Origin of the sequence: Pseudomonas haemolytica, assembly GCF_009659625.1 — a bacterium.
Classification (GTDB): Bacteria; Pseudomonadota; Gammaproteobacteria; order Pseudomonadales; family Pseudomonadaceae; genus Aquipseudomonas; species Aquipseudomonas haemolytica.
Genome location: NZ_VOIW01000001.1, coordinates 226,620 through 240,566 on the forward strand (window position 1 = coordinate 226,620; position 13,947 = coordinate 240,566).

The following is a 13,947-nucleotide window of genomic DNA, read 5'->3' on the forward strand; positions in this document are numbered from 1 at the left end:
CCATCCACGACAGGGCGCGTGAGCGCCAAACATAAGCAAATTATATGCCTGATCTCGGGGCCTTTGCCTAGAGCGCGGTAACAATAAAAAAACCAAGGTTTCTATTGACTCCTGCGCGCTCCGGGGAAAGGCGCGATACCACTGTGTCTACAGGCGGAACTCGTGACCCAGGTACACTTCCTTGACCAGTTCGTTAGCGAGGATCGTCTCGGCATCGCCTTCAGCAATCAACTGACCATCATTGACGATATAAGCGGTTTCGCAGATATCGAGGGTCTCGCGCACGTTGTGGTCGGTGATCAGAACACCAATGCCCTTGGCCTTGAGGTGGTGGATGATCTGCTTGATGTCGCCCACCGAGATCGGGTCGACGCCTGCAAACGGTTCGTCCAGCAAGATGAACTTCGGCGCAGTCGCCAGGGCGCGGGCGATTTCTACGCGGCGACGCTCGCCACCGGACAGGCTCATGCCGAGGTTGTCGCGAATATGGTTGATATGGAATTCCTGCAGCAGGCTTTCCAGCTCTTTGCGGCGACCATCGCGGTCGAGTTCCTTGCGGGTCTCGAGAATCGCCATGATGTTGTCGGCAACCGACAGTTTGCGGAAGATCGACGCTTCCTGGGGAAGATAGCCGATACCTGCGCGCGCACGACCGTGCATCGGCTGGTGGCTGACGTCCAGGTCGTCGATCAATACGCGCCCCTGATCCGCCTGGACCAGCCCGACAATCATATAGAAGCAAGTGGTCTTGCCGGCGCCGTTGGGGCCGAGCAAGCCGACGATCTGGCCGCTGTCGATCGACAGGCTGACATCACGTACGACCTGACGGCTCTTATAGGCCTTGGCCAGATGCTGGGCTTTCAGGGTTGCCATTACTCGGCCTTCTTCTTCGGCTGGATAACCATGTCGATGCGTGGGCGAGGTGCGGTGACCTTGCTGCCGTTGGCACGACCCGCCTGTGCGACCTGGGTCTGGGTGTTGTAGACGATTTTCTCGCCTTCGGTCGAGTTGCCGTCAGCACTGAGGACCTTGGCCTGGTCGATCAGGACGATGCGGTTTTGCTGGGCGTGGTATTGGATGGTCTTGCCATAGCCCTTCATCGGGCCAGGGTCTTTGGCTGCTTGCTGCTGTTCGAAGTAAGCCAGATTGCCCACCGAGGTCACGACATCGATATCACCGGTCTTGGTGCGCGTCAGTGTCACCGTGTTGCCGGTGATCTTCATCGAACCCTGGGTGATGATCACGCCACCGGTGTAGGTTGCGACACCTTGCTTGTCATCGAGCTGCGCATCGTCAGCCGAGATGTGGATCGGTTGCTGGCTATCGTTCGGCAGAGCCCAGGCGCTCACGCTTCCCAGTGCTGCGCCCAGACCGAGCAAAATAGGGAGGGTTTTAACGAGCCTCATACTGTCCTCTTACGTTCGATAGCAGGTGTATCCTGCTTTCTTTCAAATACGCTTTCATTCCCTTGCCGGTCGATACACCGCCAGCGCCGTCGATTCTAACGTCTTGCTCGGTCTGCGCATATTGCTTCTGTGGGAATACGGTCATGCGACTGCTGGTAATGACGGTGTCGCGGTTCTGCGCGTCTGTACGTGCGATGCGCACCGAGTCGATCAGTTCAACTTCGGTGCCGTCCGGGTTGACCTCGCCACGCTTGCTGGTGACGTGCCATGGAAACTCGGTGCCGCGATACAGGTTCAGGTCCGGGTTGGTCAGCAGGCTGACCTCGGAGGCTTTCAAATGCTCGACCTTGTCAGACGTCATCTCATATTGCACCTTGCCGTCGGGCAGGTACTGAATGCTGTAGGCATTGGTGGCGTAATAGTCGATGACACCTTCGTCAACCTGTGCAACAGGCTTGTCGAGAAAGCGCTCCGGGCTGATATTCCAGTAGCCCACCGCCAGGAGCAGCGCGGCGATGACCCCGAATAGCAGGAAGTTGCGAATCTTTTTGCTCAGCATATAACGCTCTATAAGTAGGCGGCGTGGGCCGCTTCAAGACTGCCTTGGGCACGCAGGATCAACTCGCAGAACTCGCGTGCGGCACCTTCGCCGCCACGGGCGGCGGTGATGCCGTGGGCGTGTTCGCGCACAAACGCCGCAGCATTCGCGACGGCCATGCCCAGGCCCACCCGACGAATCACCGGCAGGTCCGGCAGGTCGTCACCCAGATAGGCGACCTGTTCATAGCTTAGGTTGAGTTGGCCAAGAAGCTCGTCCAGCACCACCAGTTTATCCTCGCGGCCCTGATACAGGTGAGGAATCCCGAGGTTTTGTGCGCGACGTTCCACAACCGGTGTTTTTCGACCGCTGATAATCGCCGTTTGCACGCCCGCCGCCATCAGCATCTTGATGCCCTGGCCATCGAGGGTGTTGAACGTCTTGAACTCGCTGCCGTCTTCGAGAAAGTACAGGCGGCCATCAGTGAGCACGCCATCAACGTCGAAAATCGCCAACTTGATGTTTTTACCGCGTTGCAACAGATCGCTGGTCATTTACATCACTCCTGCGCGCAGCAAGTCGCCAAGGTTAAGGGCTCCGATCGGACGATCATCATTGTCGACGACGATGAGCGCACCGATTCGGTGGTCTTCCATGATTTTCAGCGCTTCAGCCGCGAGCATTTCAGCGCGGGCGGTCTTGCCGTGAGGTGTCATTACCGCGTCGATGGTCGCGGTGTGGATATCAATGGTGCGGTCCAGGGTGCGACGCAGATCGCCGTCGGTGAATATTCCAGCCAGGCGACCATCGGTTTCGAGGATTGCCGTCATGCCCAATCCCTTGCGGGTCATTTCCATCAGCGCATCCCTGAGCAGGGTGCCGCGTGGAACGCTCGGCAGTTCGGCGCCGGAATGCATGACATTTTCCACTTTCAGCAGCAAGCGACGGCCCAGGGCGCCACCTGGATGGGAGAACGCGAAGTCTTCAGCGGTAAACCCGCGGGCTTCCAGCAGCGCCACGGCCAGGGCATCGCCCATTACCAGAGCGGCGGTGGTGGAGGAGGTGGGTGCCAGGTTCAGCGGGCAGGCCTCGTGGGTCACATGCACGTTCAGGTTAACGTCAGCGGCCTTGGCCAGCGTTGATTCCGGGTTGCCGGTCAGGCTGATCATCTGAATGCCCAGGCGCTTGATCAACGGCAACAGGGTCACGATTTCGTTGGTGGTGCCGGAGTTGGATAGCGCCAGGATCACGTCCTCCTTGGTGATCATGCCCATGTCGCCGTGGCTGGCTTCGGCCGGATGCACGAAAAACGCAGTGGTCCCGGTACTGGCCAGGGTCGCGGCGATCTTGTTGCCGACGTGGCCCGACTTGCCCATGCCGACCACGACAACGCGGCCCTTGCTGGCCAGAATCATCTCGCAGGCGCGTACGAAATCCGCGTCGATATGGGCCAGCAAACCTTCTACGGCTTCAAGCTCGAGGCGAATGGTGCGTTGTGCGGATTGAATAAGGTCGCTGGATTGGCTCATGTCTGAAATCGTATAGCCTGACGAAAAGTCGGCGATTATAGCGGTAATGATCAATTCCCTCACGTAAGTTCGTCAGGCTTTGTGCGCCAGGCGCCTGGCAATCATCATCGGCAGCATAGCCGGCAACGCTTTTTCCCTGTCCCAAATCTGAACGAGCGCTGTTCCGGCCTTGGGGGCTCTGTACCAGCAGTGATATAGTTCGCCGCCAGTTCGGTCCGCCCAACCCATGTGCCTAATTATTGCGCATCCGTTGCAAACCAAAGTCGCACACATGGTGTCTGAGTGAAAGGCTGCATCCCAAGGAGATTAGATGAGTGCCGATAACGCCTACGCGGTCGAGCTGAAGGGCCTTACCTTCAAGCGCGGGACGCGCAGCATCTTCAATAACGTCGATATTCGCATTCCTCGCGGCAAGGTCACGGGCATCATGGGGCCTTCCGGTTGCGGCAAGACCACCCTGTTGCACCTGATGGGCATGCAATTGCGCCCCAGTGCCGGCGAAGTGTGGGTCAACGGCCAGAACCTGCCGACGCTGTCGCGCAGTGATCTGTTCGATGCGCGCAAGCATATGGGCGTGTTGTTTCAGAGCGGCGCGCTGTTCACCGACCTCGATGTTTTCGAAAACGTAGCGTTTCCGCTGCGGGTGCATACCCAGCTGTCCGATGAAATGATTCGTGACATTGTGTTGTTGAAGCTTCAGGCCGTGGGCCTTCGCGGTGCCGTCGACCTGATGCCGGACGAGTTGTCCGGTGGTATGAAGCGCCGTGTCGCCCTGGCGCGGGCCATTGCCCTCGACCCGCAGATCCTCATGTACGACGAGCCATTCGTTGGTCAGGACCCGATCGCCATGGGCGTGCTGGTGCGCCTGATCCGTCTGCTCAATGATGCATTGGGGATCACCAGTATCGTGGTGTCCCACGATTTGGCCGAAACCGCGAGCATCGCCGACTACCTTTATGTAGTGGGTGATGGTCAGGTGCTGGGGCAGGGTACGCCTGAAGAGTTGATGAACTCTGATAACCCGCGCATTCGCCAATTCATGACCGGCGATCCCGATGGCCCGGTGCCTTTTCACTTTCCGGCAGCGGACTACCGCTCAGATCTTCTGGGGAAGCGCTGATGCGCAAGACATCTCTTATCGAAAAGGTTCGCCTTTTCGGTCGTTCGGGCATCGACATCGTCGAAGTCCTGGGCCGTTCGACTATTTTCCTGTTCCACGCCTTGCTAGGGCGCGGCGGTATCGGTGGCGGCTTTGGCTTGCTGCTAAAGCAGTTGCATTCCGTCGGGGTGATGTCCCTGGTGATCATTGTGGTCTCCGGGATGTTCATCGGCATGGTGCTGGCGCTGCAAGGCTTCAGCATCCTGTCCAGCTACGGTTCGGAGCAGGCTGTGGGCCAGATGGTGGCCTTGACCCTGTTGCGTGAACTCGGCCCGGTGGTTACCGCCTTGTTGTTCGCGGGGCGTGCAGGTTCGGCGTTGACTGCCGAAATTGGCAATATGAAGTCCACCGAGCAGTTGTCCAGCCTGGAAATGATCGGCGTGGACCCGCTCAAGTACATTGTTGCCCCGCGACTCTGGGCCGGCTTCATTTCCCTGCCATTGCTGGCGATGATTTTCAGCGTGGTTGGTATCTGGGGCGGTTCGTGGGTGGCGGTTGACTGGTTGGGGGTCTATGACGGCTCCTACTGGGCCAACATGCAAAACAGCGTGACCTTCACCGGTGACGTGCTCAACGGCATCATAAAGAGCATTGTCTTTGCCTTTGTAGTGACGTGGATTGCCGTATTCCAAGGCTATGACTGTGAGCCCACCTCAGAAGGGATCAGTCGCGCCACCACCAAGACCGTTGTGTACGCCTCGCTGGCGGTACTGGGCCTTGACTTCATTTTGACCGCCTTGATGTTTGGAGATTTCTGATGCAAAACCGCACTGTGGAAATCGGTGTCGGCCTTTTCTTGCTGGCTGGCATCCTGGCTTTACTGTTGTTGGCCCTGCGAGTCAGCGGCCTGTCGGCCAGCCCCACTGCCGATACTTATAAACTTTACGCGTACTTCGACAATATCGCCGGTTTGACGGTCAGAGCTAAAGTGACCATGGCCGGCGTTACCATCGGCAAGGTCACGGCAATCGATCTGGACCGCGACAGCTTCACCGGGCGAGTGACCATGCAGTTGGACAAGAAGGTAGATAATCTGCCGACTGACTCCACGGCATCTATCCTCACTGCGGGTCTGCTGGGCGAGAAATACATCGGTGTCAGCGTGGGCGGGGAAACAGCCCTGCTCAAGGATGGCTCGACAATCCACGACACACAGTCGTCGTTGGTACTTGAAGACCTGATCGGTAAATTCCTGCTCAATACGGTCAATAAAGACGCCAAATGAGGAATCTGTTCATGATCTCTACCTTGCGACGCGGCCTGCTGGTACTGCTTGCAGCGTTGCCGCTGATGGCCAACGCGGCAGGTTCTGCGCACGATTTGGTGCAGGACACTACCAGCAAGATGCTGGCTGACCTGAAAGCCAACAAAGAACAGTACAAGCAAGACCCTTCCCGGTTTTACGAAGCACTCAACACCATTGTTGGTCCGGTGGTCGATGCTGAAGGCATTTCCAAAAGCATCATGACGGTCAAGTATTCGCGCAAGGCAACGCCTGCGCAGATGAAGACGTTCCAGGAAAACTTCAAGCGTGGCCTGTTCCAGTTCTACGGCAACGCCCTGCTGGAATACAACAACCAAGGCATTATCGTTGACCCGCCCAAGGATGAGTCGGGCGATCGTGCCGAGGTTGGCATGAAAGTCTCGGGAAGCAATGGCGCGATCTATCCAGTGTCCTACACCCTGACCAAGATCAACGGTGAATGGAAGCTGCGCAACGTGGTCATCAACGGCATCAACATTGGCAAACTGTTCCGTGACCAGTTCGCCGACGCGATGCAGCGCAATGGCAATAACCTGGACAAGACCATCAATGGTTGGGCCGGTGAAGTTGCCAAGGCCAAGGAAGAAACCGACAAAGCTGCCGGGAAGCCTGCGCAATGACCGAGTCGGCTGTTCGTATCGGCGACGCCGGCGAGCTGTTCCTCAGCGGCGTGCTGGATTACCGCACCGGGCCTGACCTGCGCAAGCAGGGGCAGGCGTTGATCAAGGCGAGCAAAGCGCCTGCATTGGTGCTCGATTGCTCGGCGGTGACCAAGTCCAGCAGTGTCGGTCTGTCGTTGTTGCTGTGCTTCATGCGCGATGCCGAGGCGGCCCAAAAGCCGGTCAGCATCCGCGCCTTGCCTGAAGACATGCGTGAGATTGCCCAGGTTTCTGGTCTGACCGAGCTGTTGGCGCATCCTTAACACACACTTTCAGAAAGCCCCCCGTCAGAGTCCTGCTATGCGGGGTTCGCAGGCGCGGGGCTTTTTTGTATGATGTGCGACCCGTGCGCACTGGGCGCCGATAGAGGTTGAGCATGCAGGCCCTAGAAGTTAAAAGCTTCCTTGAAGGAAAGCTGCCGGAAACGAGCGTAGAAGTTGAAGGCGAAGGCTGCAACTTCCAGCTGAACGTGATTAGCGATGAACTGGCGGCGTTGAGCCCGGTCAAGCGTCAACAGCAGATCTATGCCCATTTGAACCCGTGGATCACCGATGGCAGCATCCACGCGGTCACTATGAAATTTTTCAGCCGCGCGGCCTGGGCCGAGCGCACCTGAGCCCCCAAGGCGTCGAGATTCTTATGGATAAATTGATTATTACCGGCGGTGCCCGCCTTGATGGCGAGATTCGCATCTCCGGTGCAAAAAACTCCGCCTTGCCGATCCTGGCAGCGACCCTGCTGTGCGATGGCCCGGTCACCGTGGCCAACCTGCCGCACCTGCACGACATTACCACCATGATCGAGCTGTTCGGTCGCATGGGCATTGAGCCGGTGATCGACGAGAAGCTGTCTGTCGAAATCGACCCGCGCACCATCAAAACCCTGATCGCTCCGTACGAATTGGTGAAAACCATGCGTGCATCGATCCTGGTGCTGGGCCCGATGGTTGCCCGTTTCGGCGAAGCCGAAGTGGCCTTGCCTGGCGGTTGCGCCATTGGTTCGCGTCCGGTCGACCTGCACATCCGTGGCCTGGAAGCCATGGGCGCGACCATCGACGTCGAAGGTGGCTACATCAAGGCCAAGGCGCCTGAAGGTGGCCTGCGTGGTGCGAACTTCTTCTTTGATACCGTCAGCGTAACCGGTACCGAGAACATCATGATGGCTGCTGCCCTGGCCAATGGCCGCAGCGTCCTGCAAAACGCCGCGCGCGAGCCGGAAGTGGTCGACCTGGCCAACTTCCTGATTGCCATGGGCGCCAACATCTCTGGCGCCGGCACCGACACCATCACCATCGACGGTGTGAAGCGCCTGCACTCGGCTACCTACAAGGTCATGCCGGACCGTATCGAGACCGGCACTTATCTGGTTGCCGCTGCCGTGACCGGTGGCCGCGTGAAGGTCAAGGACACCGATCCGACCATCCTTGAAGCCGTCCTGGAAAAACTCAAGGAAGCCGGTGCAGAAATCACCACCGGTGAAGACTGGATCGAGCTGAACATGCACGGCAAGCGGCCAAAAGCCGTCAACGTGCGCACTGCTCCTTACCCGGCGTTCCCGACCGACATGCAAGCGCAGTTCATCTCCCTGAACGCGATTGCCGAAGGCACCGGTGCCGTAATCGAGACCATCTTCGAAAACCGCTTCATGCACGTGTATGAACTGCACCGCATGGGCGCCAAGATCCAGGTCGAGGGCAATACTGCCATCGTGACCGGCATCGACAAGCTCAAGGGCGCGCCAGTCATGGCTACCGACCTGCGGGCCTCGGCCAGCCTGGTAATCTCGGCACTGTGCGCCGAAGGCGACACCCTGATCGACCGCATCTACCACATAGACCGTGGTTACGAGTGCATCGAGGAAAAACTGCAGATGCTCGGCGCGAAAATCCGCCGCGTACCGGGCTAACCCCCGAGACAGCAAACACAGCACTGTGTTTGCTGTTAACTGATTTGTTTCAAATCGAGGCTGTAATGGCCTCGATCTGCGTCCGGCGCCATCTGCGACCGTACAGCAATAGCCTGATGAAGGATTGACGTTTCCCATGTTGACCATCGCACTGTCCAAGGGCCGCATCCTTGACGACACTTTGCCGCTTCTGGCTGAAGCGGGCATCGTGCCGACCGAGAATCCGGACAAGAGCCGCAAGCTGATCATTCCCACGACCCAGGACGATGTTCGCCTGCTGATCGTGCGGGCTACCGACGTGCCGACCTATGTTGAACATGGTGCCGCCGACCTGGGTGTTGCCGGCAAGGACGTGCTGATGGAATACGGTGGCCAGGGCCTGTACGAGCCGCTGGACCTGCGTATCGCCCTGTGCAAGCTGATGACCGCCGGCCGTGTCGGCGATGTCGAGCCCAAGGGCCGCCTGCGCGTAGCGACCAAGTTCGTCAACGTCGCCAAGCGCTACTACGCCGAACAAGGCCGCCAGGTCGATATCATCAAGCTCTATGGCTCGATGGAGCTGGCGCCGCTGATCGGCTTGGCCGACAAGATCATCGACGTGGTCGACACTGGCAACACCCTGCGTGCCAACGGTCTGGAACCACAGGATTTCATTGCCGACATCAGCTCCCGCCTGATCGTCAACAAAGCTTCGATGAAGATGCAGCACGCCCGTATCCAGGCGTTGATCGACACCCTGCGCAAGGCAGTGGAGTCTCGACACCGCGGTTGACTCACCCGTGCGGCCTTAGGTCGCGCCCGTCTATCCGCCTCATAGCCAGAATTCTCAGGTGCCCAAGCGGAAACGACTGCTAGTTTAGGGCGCCTGAGTTTTTGCCAATTCTATTGAGGCCCTCGCTATGACCACGTCCACTGCAATTGCCCGACTCAACGCTGCCGACCCGGATTTCGCCCATCATCTGGATCATCTGCTGAGCTGGGAAAGCGTGTCCGACGATTCGGTCAACCAGCGGGTGCTCGACATTATCAAGGCCGTGCGCGAGCGCGGTGATGCGGCGCTGGTGGACTTCACCCGCCAGTTCGATGGCCTGGACGTCAAGTCCATGGCAGACCTGATTCTGCCCCGCGAGCGCCTGGAACTGGCCCTGACCCGCATCACCGCGCCTCAGCGTGAAGCTCTTGAGGTAGCGGCGGCACGTGTGCGCAGCTACCACGAAAAACAGAAGCAGGACTCCTGGAGCTACACCGAGGCCGATGGGACCGTGCTGGGCCAGAAGGTCACGCCACTGGACCGCGCCGGTTTGTATGTACCGGGCGGTAAAGCCTCGTATCCGTCGTCTGTGTTGATGAATGCGATCCCGGCCAAAGTGGCGGGCGTGACCGAAGTGGTCATGGTAGTACCGACCCCGCGTGGAGAAATCAACGAGCTGGTGCTGGCGGCCGCCTGCATCGCCGGCGTCGACCGCGTGTTCACCATCGGTGGCGCCCAAGCCGTTGCGGCACTGGCCTACGGCACCGAAAGCGTGCCGAAGGTCGACAAAGTGGTCGGCCCGGGCAACATCTACGTCGCCACGGCCAAGCGCCATGTGTTTGGCCAGGTCGGCATCGACATGATCGCCGGCCCCTCGGAAATTCTCGTGGTGTGTGACGGCCAGACCGACCCGGACTGGATCGCCATGGACCTGTTCTCGCAGGCCGAGCACGACGAAGACGCCCAGGCGATCCTGGTCAGCCCTGACGCCGAATTCCTCGACAAGGTCGCTGCCAGCATCGATAAGCTGCTGCCGACCATGGAACGTGCCGAAATCATTGAAAAATCGATCAATGGCCGCGGTGCGCTGATCCTGGTGCGTGACATGGAGCAGGCTATCGAAGTGGCCAACCGCATCGCACCGGAGCACCTGGAGTTGTCCGTAGCCGACCCACAAGCCTGGCTGCCGTCGATTCGCCACGCCGGTGCGATCTTCATGGGGCGCCACACCAGCGAAGCCCTGGGCGACTACTGCGCCGGCCCGAATCATGTGCTGCCGACCTCCGGCACCGCGCGTTTCTCGTCGCCGCTTGGCGTGTATGACTTCCAGAAACGTTCGTCGATCATCTTCTGCTCGCCGCAAGGCGCCTCCGAACTGGGTAAGACTGCCTCGGTGCTGGCCCGTGGTGAATCCTTGAGTGCCCACGCACGCAGTGCCGAATATCGCATCCTTGAAGAGAAGGGGAACTGAGCAATGAGCAAATTCTGGAGCCCTTTCGTCAAGGACCTCGTGCCATACGTACCCGGCGAGCAGCCGAAGCTGACCAGGTTGGTCAAGCTCAACACCAACGAAAACCCTTATGGGCCATCGCCCAAGGCACTGGCGGCGATGCAGGCCGAGTTGAACGACAACTTGCGCTTGTACCCGGACCCCAACAGTGACCTGCTCAAGCAGGCCGTGGCCAAGTATTACGGGATCGATGCCGGCAAGGTATTCCTCGGCAACGGTTCCGATGAGGTCCTGGCGCACATCTTCCATGGCCTGTTCCAGCACGATCTGCCACTGCTGTTCCCGGATATCAGCTATAGCTTTTATCCCGTGTACTGCGGCCTGTACGGCATACAGTTCGACGCCATGCCGTTGGATGAGCAGTTCCAGATTCGCGTGGCGGACTACGCCAGGCCCAATGGCGGGATCATCTTCCCCAACCCGAACGCGCCCACCGGCTGTGTGCTGGCGCTGGACGCGGTGGAGCAGACCCTCAAGGCCAGCCCGGACTCGGTGGTGGTGGTCGATGAAGCCTATATCGACTTCGGCGGCGAAACCGCTATCAGCCTGGTGGATCGTTACCCGAACCTGCTGGTGACCCAGACCCTGTCCAAATCGCGCTCACTGGCCGGTTTGCGTGTAGGCCTGGCCGTGGGCCACCCGGACCTGATCGAAGCGCTGGAGCGGGTCAAGAACAGCTTCAACTCCTACCCGCTGGATCGTTTGGCGATTGTCGGCGCGGCGGCGGCGTTCGAAGACCGTGAATACTTCGAGAAGACCTGCCAGCTGGTGATCGACAGCCGCAACAAGGTGGTCGCGCAACTGGAAGACAAGGGATTTGAAGTGTTGCCGTCGGCAGCGAACTTCATCTTCGCGCGCCACCCACGGCATGACGCGGCTGGATTGGCGGCCAAGTTGCGTGAGCAGGGGATCATCGTGCGGCACTTCAAGCAGGAGCGCATTGCCCAGTTCCTGCGGATCAGCATCGGCACGCCGGAGCAGAACCAGGCGCTGATTGATGGGCTCGGCGAGCTTTAACACACGCTGAAAATCAAATGTGGGAGGGGGCTTGCTCCCGATAGCAGTGTGTCAGTCAATGCATATTTTGACTGACTCTCCGCTATCGGGAGCAAGTCGAATCGTCGCACCGCCCCTCCCACATTGGTTTGTATGGTGTTAGTTAGATCAGGGGCTCGTCAGGCTTTTTGTTCTTCCAGCCATCATTGCCCGGCAGCAGCAGGTTCAAGCCAATCGCCACCACCGCACACAGGGCGATGCCCTTGAGGCCGAAATCATCCGGGCCGGTGCCAGTGCCGACCAGCACGCCACCAATCCCGAACACCAGGGTCACCGACACAATCACCAGATTGCGCGCTTCACCCAGGTCGATTCTGTGGCGAATCAGCGTGTTCATGCCCACTGCGGCAATCGAGCCGAACAGCAGGCATAGAATCCCGCCCATCACCGGTACCGGGATGCTCTGCAGCAGCGCGCCGAACTTGCCGACAAACGCCAGGCTGATGGCAAATACCGCCGCCCAGGTCATGATTTTCGGGTTGTAGTTCTTGGTCAGCATGACGGCGCCGGTCACCTCGGCGTAAGTGGTGTTCGGTGGGCCGCCAAACATCCCCGCAGCCGTGGTGGCGATACCGTCGCCCAGCAAGGTGCGGTGAAGGCCAGGCTTTTTCAGGTAATCGCGACCCGTCACGCTGCCGACCGCAATCACACCGCCGATATGCTCGATCGCCGGGGCCAGGGCCACCGGAACGATAAACAGGATCGCCTGCCAGTTGAACTCCGGCGCGGTGAAGTGGGGCAGGGCGAACCACGGCGCAGCGGCGATCTTCGCCGTGTCGACCACACCAAAGTAGAACGACATGGCAAACCCCACCAGCACCCCGGAAATGATCGGCACCAGGCGGAAAATGCCCTTGCCGAACACCGCCACGATCAAGGTGGTGAGCAACGCCGGCATCGAGATCAGCATCGCCGTCTGGTAATGGATCAACTCAGCACCGTCGCCGGATTTACCCATGGCCATATTGGCGGCAATCGGCGCCATGGCCAGGCCGATGGAGATGATCACCGGGCCGATCACCACTGGCGGCAGCAGCCGGTCGATAAACCCGGTGCCCTTGACCTTCACGGCCAGGCCCAGGAACGTATAGACGAAACCTGCCGCCATCACCCCGCCCATGGTCGCCGCCAGGCCGAATTGGCCCTTGGCGAGAATGATCGGGGTGATAAACGCAAAGCTCGATGCCAGGAATACCGGCACCTGCCGCCCTGTCACCACCTGGAACAGCAACGTGCCCAGGCCCGCGGTAAACAGTGCGACGTTTGGATCAAGACCTGTGATCAGTGGCATCAACACCAACGCACCAAATGCTACGAAGAGCATTTGTGCGCCAGACAGGATCTGGCGCCAAAGCGGGTCGTTGAATTCATCCTGCATGCTCACGCGTCCTTCTGCTTGGTGCCGAAGATCTTGTCACCGGCATCGCCCAGGCCTGGGATGATGTAGCCGTGTTCGTTCAGGCGCTCATCGATGGATGCGGTGTAGATCTGCACGTCCGGATGGGCTTTCTCGACGGCGGCGATACCTTCGGGCGCGGCCACCAGCACCATGGCGCGGATGTCCTTGCAACCGGCCTTTTTCAGCAGGTCGATGGTTGCGACCATGGAGCTGCCGGTGGCGAGCATCGGGTCGATGATCATGGCCAGGCGTTCGTTGATTTCCGGGACGAGTTTTTCCAGGTAGGTGTGAGCCTGCAGTGTTTCTTCGTTGCGGGCTACGCCCACGGCGCTGACCTTGGCGCCCGGGATCAGGCTGAGTACGCCTTCGAGCATGCCGATACCGGCGCGCAGGATCGGCACGACGGTAATTTTCTTACCGGCGATTTTCTCGACCTGTACGGGACCAGCCCAACCGGGAATCTCGTAGGTTTCCAGGGGTAAATCCTTGGTGGCTTCGTAAGTGAGCAACGCTCCGACTTCCTGAGCAAGCTCACGGAAATTCTTCGTGCTAATGTCGGCACGGCGCATAAGGCCGAGTTTGTGTCGGATCAGCGGGTGGCGGATCTCGCGAGTGGGCATGGGAAAGGCTCCGGCGGCGGGCAAAAAAACCGGCCTAGATTAATCTATCCGAGGGTGTTGTCCTATAGACAACCAGTACGTTAGTCCATAAAGGCTTGATTGGAGCGCACGAGAAGCGTACCTTCGCCCGCTTTTCTTGCCACAGCACCCC

General features: G+C 59.3%; 17 protein-coding genes. 10 read left to right on the plus strand and 7 right to left on the minus strand.

All coding sequences use genetic code 11. From position 1 onward, the window contains the following. Window positions 1-147: 147 nt before the first annotated feature. From lptB to FRT59_RS01120, 5 genes are read right to left on the minus strand one after another with little or no spacing between them, the layout of a single operon-like run. Window positions 148-873, minus strand: a complete 726-nt coding sequence (gene lptB / locus FRT59_RS01100) for an LPS export ABC transporter ATP-binding protein (protein WP_005784841.1) — start codon at window positions 871-873, stop codon at window positions 148-150. Then, window positions 873-1,406: a lipopolysaccharide transport periplasmic protein LptA gene (gene lptA / locus FRT59_RS01105; RefSeq protein ID WP_034118121.1), complete on the minus strand. Its 534-nt coding sequence runs from the start codon at window positions 1,404-1,406 to the stop codon at window positions 873-875. The genes lptB and lptA overlap by 1 nt, the downstream gene beginning before the upstream one ends. Then, window positions 1,393-1,965 carry an LPS export ABC transporter periplasmic protein LptC gene (lptC, locus tag FRT59_RS01110; protein ID WP_034118122.1) on the minus strand — a complete coding sequence of 191 codons (573 nt, stop codon included), beginning with the start codon at window positions 1,963-1,965 and terminating at the stop codon, window positions 1,393-1,395. The genes lptA and lptC overlap by 14 nt, the downstream gene beginning before the upstream one ends. An 8-nt stretch (window positions 1,966-1,973) precedes the next feature. After that, complete coding sequence (locus FRT59_RS01115; protein ID WP_124361316.1) at window positions 1,974-2,498, minus strand: KdsC family phosphatase; 525 nt, start codon at window positions 2,496-2,498, stop codon at window positions 1,974-1,976. Beyond that, complete coding sequence (locus FRT59_RS01120) at window positions 2,499-3,473, minus strand: KpsF/GutQ family sugar-phosphate isomerase (protein ID WP_034118124.1); 975 nt, start codon at window positions 3,471-3,473, stop codon at window positions 2,499-2,501. 310 nt (window positions 3,474-3,783) lie between these two features. Between FRT59_RS01120 and FRT59_RS01125 the strand changes: the two genes are divergently transcribed. The 10 genes from FRT59_RS01125 (at window position 3,784) to hisC (ending at window position 11,738) form a co-directional block, all read left to right on the plus strand. Further along, a complete protein-coding gene (locus FRT59_RS01125) occupies window positions 3,784-4,593 on the plus strand; it encodes an ATP-binding cassette domain-containing protein (protein ID WP_034118125.1) in 810 nt (269 codons plus the stop codon). Continuing rightward, complete coding sequence (mlaE, locus tag FRT59_RS01130; RefSeq protein WP_034118126.1) at window positions 4,593-5,390, plus strand: lipid asymmetry maintenance ABC transporter permease subunit MlaE; 798 nt, start codon at window positions 4,593-4,595, stop codon at window positions 5,388-5,390. The genes FRT59_RS01125 and mlaE overlap by 1 nt, the downstream gene beginning before the upstream one ends. Beyond that, entirely contained in the window at window positions 5,390-5,857 is a 468-nt protein-coding gene (mlaD, locus tag FRT59_RS01135; protein WP_003171814.1) for an outer membrane lipid asymmetry maintenance protein MlaD, read from the plus strand. The genes mlaE and mlaD overlap by 1 nt, the downstream gene beginning before the upstream one ends. Before the next feature lie 11 nt (window positions 5,858-5,868). Beyond that, window positions 5,869-6,516: an MlaC/ttg2D family ABC transporter substrate-binding protein gene (locus FRT59_RS01140; protein ID WP_153870192.1), complete on the plus strand. Its 648-nt coding sequence runs from the start codon at window positions 5,869-5,871 to the stop codon at window positions 6,514-6,516. Beyond that, the gene (locus FRT59_RS01145; RefSeq protein ID WP_153870193.1) at window positions 6,513-6,818 is read left to right on the plus strand and encodes an STAS domain-containing protein; all 306 of its coding nucleotides are present in this window, start codon (window positions 6,513-6,515) and stop codon (window positions 6,816-6,818) included. The genes FRT59_RS01140 and FRT59_RS01145 overlap by 4 nt, the downstream gene beginning before the upstream one ends. Before the next feature lie 113 nt (window positions 6,819-6,931). Further along, window positions 6,932-7,171, plus strand: a complete 240-nt coding sequence (locus tag FRT59_RS01150) for a BolA family protein (RefSeq protein WP_049709972.1) — start codon at window positions 6,932-6,934, stop codon at window positions 7,169-7,171. Between the two features lie 23 nt (window positions 7,172-7,194). Next, window positions 7,195-8,460, plus strand: a complete 1,266-nt coding sequence (gene murA, locus FRT59_RS01155) for a UDP-N-acetylglucosamine 1-carboxyvinyltransferase (protein WP_034118130.1) — start codon at window positions 7,195-7,197, stop codon at window positions 8,458-8,460. A gap of 136 nt (window positions 8,461-8,596) precedes the next feature. After that, window positions 8,597-9,232: an ATP phosphoribosyltransferase gene (gene hisG, locus FRT59_RS01160; protein WP_003188599.1), complete on the plus strand. Its 636-nt coding sequence runs from the start codon at window positions 8,597-8,599 to the stop codon at window positions 9,230-9,232. 127 nt (window positions 9,233-9,359) lie between these two features. Continuing rightward, window positions 9,360-10,682, plus strand: a complete 1,323-nt coding sequence (hisD, locus tag FRT59_RS01165) for a histidinol dehydrogenase (RefSeq protein WP_034118131.1) — start codon at window positions 9,360-9,362, stop codon at window positions 10,680-10,682. Window positions 10,683-10,685: 3 nt separating this feature from the next. Then, window positions 10,686-11,738, plus strand: coding sequence for a histidinol-phosphate transaminase (gene hisC / locus FRT59_RS01170; RefSeq protein WP_153870194.1), 1,053 nt, complete (start codon window positions 10,686-10,688; stop codon window positions 11,736-11,738). A gap of 142 nt (window positions 11,739-11,880) precedes the next feature. On the opposite strand, the gene FRT59_RS01175 is transcribed toward hisC, so the two are convergent. Together FRT59_RS01175 and upp are read right to left on the minus strand one after the other, a co-directional pair. Continuing rightward, the gene (locus FRT59_RS01175) at window positions 11,881-13,155 is read right to left on the minus strand and encodes a uracil-xanthine permease family protein (protein WP_034118133.1); all 1,275 of its coding nucleotides are present in this window, start codon (window positions 13,153-13,155) and stop codon (window positions 11,881-11,883) included. 2 nt (window positions 13,156-13,157) lie between these two features. Continuing rightward, window positions 13,158-13,796 (minus strand): uracil phosphoribosyltransferase, encoded by a 639-nt coding sequence (upp, locus tag FRT59_RS01180; RefSeq protein ID WP_017138223.1) that lies wholly within the window; start codon window positions 13,794-13,796, stop codon window positions 13,158-13,160. Between the last annotated feature and the right edge of the window lie 151 nt (window positions 13,797-13,947).

Coding starts and splice junctions, on each gene's coding strand:
- lptB (WP_005784841.1), bottom strand. CDS start 873: ATGGCAACCCTGAAAGCCCAGCATCTGGCCAAGGCCTATAAGAGCCGT.
- lptA (WP_034118121.1), bottom strand. CDS start 1,406: ATGAGGCTCGTTAAAACCCTCCCTATTTTGCTCGGTCTGGGCGCAGCA.
- lptC (WP_034118122.1), bottom strand. CDS start 1,965: ATGCTGAGCAAAAAGATTCGCAACTTCCTGCTATTCGGGGTCATCGCC.
- FRT59_RS01115 (WP_124361316.1), bottom strand. CDS start 2,498: ATGACCAGCGATCTGTTGCAACGCGGTAAAAACATCAAGTTGGCGATT.
- FRT59_RS01120 (WP_034118124.1), bottom strand. CDS start 3,473: ATGAGCCAATCCAGCGACCTTATTCAATCCGCACAACGCACCATTCGC.
- FRT59_RS01125 (WP_034118125.1), top strand. CDS start 3,784: ATGAGTGCCGATAACGCCTACGCGGTCGAGCTGAAGGGCCTTACCTTC.
- mlaE (WP_034118126.1), top strand. CDS start 4,593: ATGCGCAAGACATCTCTTATCGAAAAGGTTCGCCTTTTCGGTCGTTCG.
- mlaD (WP_003171814.1), top strand. CDS start 5,390: ATGCAAAACCGCACTGTGGAAATCGGTGTCGGCCTTTTCTTGCTGGCT.
- FRT59_RS01140 (WP_153870192.1), top strand. CDS start 5,869: ATGATCTCTACCTTGCGACGCGGCCTGCTGGTACTGCTTGCAGCGTTG.
- FRT59_RS01145 (WP_153870193.1), top strand. CDS start 6,513: ATGACCGAGTCGGCTGTTCGTATCGGCGACGCCGGCGAGCTGTTCCTC.
- FRT59_RS01150 (WP_049709972.1), top strand. CDS start 6,932: ATGCAGGCCCTAGAAGTTAAAAGCTTCCTTGAAGGAAAGCTGCCGGAA.
- murA (WP_034118130.1), top strand. CDS start 7,195: ATGGATAAATTGATTATTACCGGCGGTGCCCGCCTTGATGGCGAGATT.
- hisG (WP_003188599.1), top strand. CDS start 8,597: ATGTTGACCATCGCACTGTCCAAGGGCCGCATCCTTGACGACACTTTG.
- hisD (WP_034118131.1), top strand. CDS start 9,360: ATGACCACGTCCACTGCAATTGCCCGACTCAACGCTGCCGACCCGGAT.
- hisC (WP_153870194.1), top strand. CDS start 10,686: ATGAGCAAATTCTGGAGCCCTTTCGTCAAGGACCTCGTGCCATACGTA.
- FRT59_RS01175 (WP_034118133.1), bottom strand. CDS start 13,155: ATGCAGGATGAATTCAACGACCCGCTTTGGCGCCAGATCCTGTCTGGC.
- upp (WP_017138223.1), bottom strand. CDS start 13,796: ATGCCCACTCGCGAGATCCGCCACCCGCTGATCCGACACAAACTCGGC.